Below are 2316 nucleotides of genomic sequence, written 5' to 3'. Positions count from 1 at the left end.
AAAAGTGGACAATGCCTATTAGGGAATGGCAACTTGCCTTAAACCAATTTTGTATCTTCTTTCCAGATAGAATTAAGATATAAAATGACCCACACTTACACACTTAAAATGACGTCCTCTACGCTAATAGGAATTTCCGCACCTATGTTGCTGATAAGCCTGTTGCTTTCCACATCATAGACTGTGTCAGCTTCTGGAATCATCGAAGTTCTCGAGGCTCCCTTGTAGTTCACTTTCGTTTCGGCCTATACTCGCCTTGTTTACGCTTCACCTAAGCATTACTGCTTTCGGCGCAAAACTCAGTTCCGGTCGGTTAGTTAAACCTTCCCCGAAAAGGAATTCCACCTTCTTGTTAAACCAGTCTTTTCCTGGCGCACCTATAACATTTGTTGTGTAAATAGCCTTCTTAATAAACTCATAGTATCATCGGTATGAGTTGACCAATCATTTAGTAAAAGTTATGAAAGAAAAAAATTTGAAATGCGATGAGTTCGTTACCAAGTATATCAAGAAACACTTAGAGTACTCTCTAACAAAGGAAGAAGTGATGAGCTTGGGATTAAATGCACGCTATTGATGACCATGATCTTAGGACTATCAATAACATTCTGAGCACAGCTCCGATCACAGTACTTACTTTAGTTCATAGTGATGGGTTTAGCCCTCTGTCTCATACGTTATTTTTTTATGACGATAAAGAAGATATATTGCAATTATTTCAGAAATATCTTTCATCACAAACTCAAAACAGTGATCTAGTAGAATTAACAGGCAAAGATTTCTTCAATATGTGCTCTATTGTAACACTACCAATGTTTGACTTGATGTCAGTATACGATTCCTTAGACTATCTCAACGAAACATTCCTTCATTATCTATATACTCCAGCAAGTCTGCAACAACTGGCTCTACACTTTGACACAGGAACATATACTAGCGATTCCTTGCCATATGGAGATTCAAGTACGAGCAGTACAAGTACACAGCAGGAGTTAGAATCTGACGTACATTCAACAGCTACCCTACTGGTCAGTCCTATGATACCCGAAGTTCCTACTTGTAGATAACAATAGTTAGTTCATCCACTGGTCTCCACTTATGTAGATGAACCCAATAAGGTAGGGTGTATAGGCAAAAGGTTTGGTTCTGGCAAGCTAAGGTGTGCTTCCTGCTCTTCCGGACCAGAGGTAGCTTCTTCACTGTATGGTATAGTTTGTGAGTAATAGTACACCTGGAGATGCTCTAACGTTTCTGGAGTGTACAAATATTGCAAAAACGTCTCTTTTAAGTATTCTAAATTATCTTCTAGTGTTATTAGATCGAGCATAGGCACTTCAACAACCATAGACATATTGGATAGCTCCTTTTCAGTGAGTTCCACCTTCTCTTCGTCAGAATGTGCTAATAAATAACGTTCAATCATACCAAGTATATCATGGTTTTCCCTATATAGATCTAGGATAAGGGAAATAGGGCTATACCCATTGCAATGCATGATTGTTAGTACTTTGAGTGGAGCAGTATTTAAAATGTGACCCACTGCCTCCACATCTTGGTGTTGTATGGCCTTCATCAAAGCAAGGCTCATCACCTCTTCATCTGTTAAAGAGTGATCAACGCGCTCTCTATACGCTTCTATGAACTGCTTACCCTCACCGGCTTGGAGTGCCGCGTAATATTGCTTGAAGTCAGCATAACTCATTTCCAAATTTTTTTCTTTCATTACCACAATTTTTATAAGTATCCCCCATAGAACGCCATACCATAAAATGTATCTAACCGCAAGAGGTATGAATTAGAATAGGCGGTGTCATGCATAGATAGAGCTAGATCTGTAAACCTCCACATAGCTACAGACATTAAGTATCATTGGACATTTGGAGTAACGTTTGGTTCTTCTGGTTAATCGCGCCAGCATATCTCTCAAGCTTCAGTTCTTAGCTCCCACAAAACAAGTCTCCACCCTGTCTACTATGTGCTTGCTATTCAGTGCCTTTTTAGGACCTTCAGAACACCATCGTCTCCTCTCTTAACTCTTGTATCTGGATTCTCTAGCTTCCCATCTGGATCACCAAGCAACACACATAATGGACTACCTGCATGATCATGCACCTCCGTTACTGACGTATAGGGTTCTGAAGACAACGCACTAGCAATCGCGTTGAGCGCCAGCACTCTCCCCCTAATGCTAATTTCTAAATCAAGAGCCTCATGACAACTGCCCGTACCAAAACACAAAGGACCTTGCTCATCCCGCTCCCTTGCAGTAGCGCTTCTGCTTCCGTGAAATATACTATCTCTGTTATCGTATACATT

Annotated in this window: 4 protein-coding genes; 1 reads left to right on the top strand and 3 read right to left on the bottom strand. The window is 40.4% G+C overall.

The window, feature by feature from the left end; genetic code table 11:
• Positions 1-95: 95 nt before the first annotated feature.
• The gene (locus EDM53_RS05990; protein ID WP_165379498.1) at positions 96-233 is read right to left on the bottom strand and encodes a hypothetical protein; all 138 of its coding nucleotides are present in this window, start codon (positions 231-233) and stop codon (positions 96-98) included.
• A gap of 330 nt (positions 234-563) precedes the next feature.
• On the opposite strand from EDM53_RS05990, the gene EDM53_RS00480 reads away from it, so the two are divergent.
• On the top strand, positions 564-1067 hold the full coding sequence (locus tag EDM53_RS00480; protein WP_130121367.1) for a hypothetical protein: 504 nt from the start codon (positions 564-566) through the stop codon (positions 1065-1067).
• 29 nt (positions 1068-1096) lie between these two features.
• On the opposite strand, the gene EDM53_RS00475 is transcribed toward EDM53_RS00480, so the two are convergent.
• Both EDM53_RS00475 and EDM53_RS05985 read right to left on the bottom strand, forming a co-directional pair.
• On the bottom strand, positions 1097-1723 hold the full coding sequence (locus EDM53_RS00475) for a hypothetical protein (protein WP_130121365.1): 627 nt from the start codon (positions 1721-1723) through the stop codon (positions 1097-1099).
• 263 nt (positions 1724-1986) lie between these two features.
• Positions 1987-2316, bottom strand: a 330-nt coding sequence (locus EDM53_RS05985; RefSeq protein WP_165379497.1) for a hypothetical protein, incomplete at its 5' end; no start/stop codon positions are given.

This window comes from Rickettsiales endosymbiont of Peranema trichophorum, assembly GCF_004210275.1.
In the GTDB taxonomy this organism is placed as follows: Bacteria; Pseudomonadota; Alphaproteobacteria; order Rickettsiales; family Midichloriaceae; genus RICK02.
Note: the sequence above shows the minus strand (reverse complement) of the source record. Positions and strands in the feature narration are given on the sequence as shown.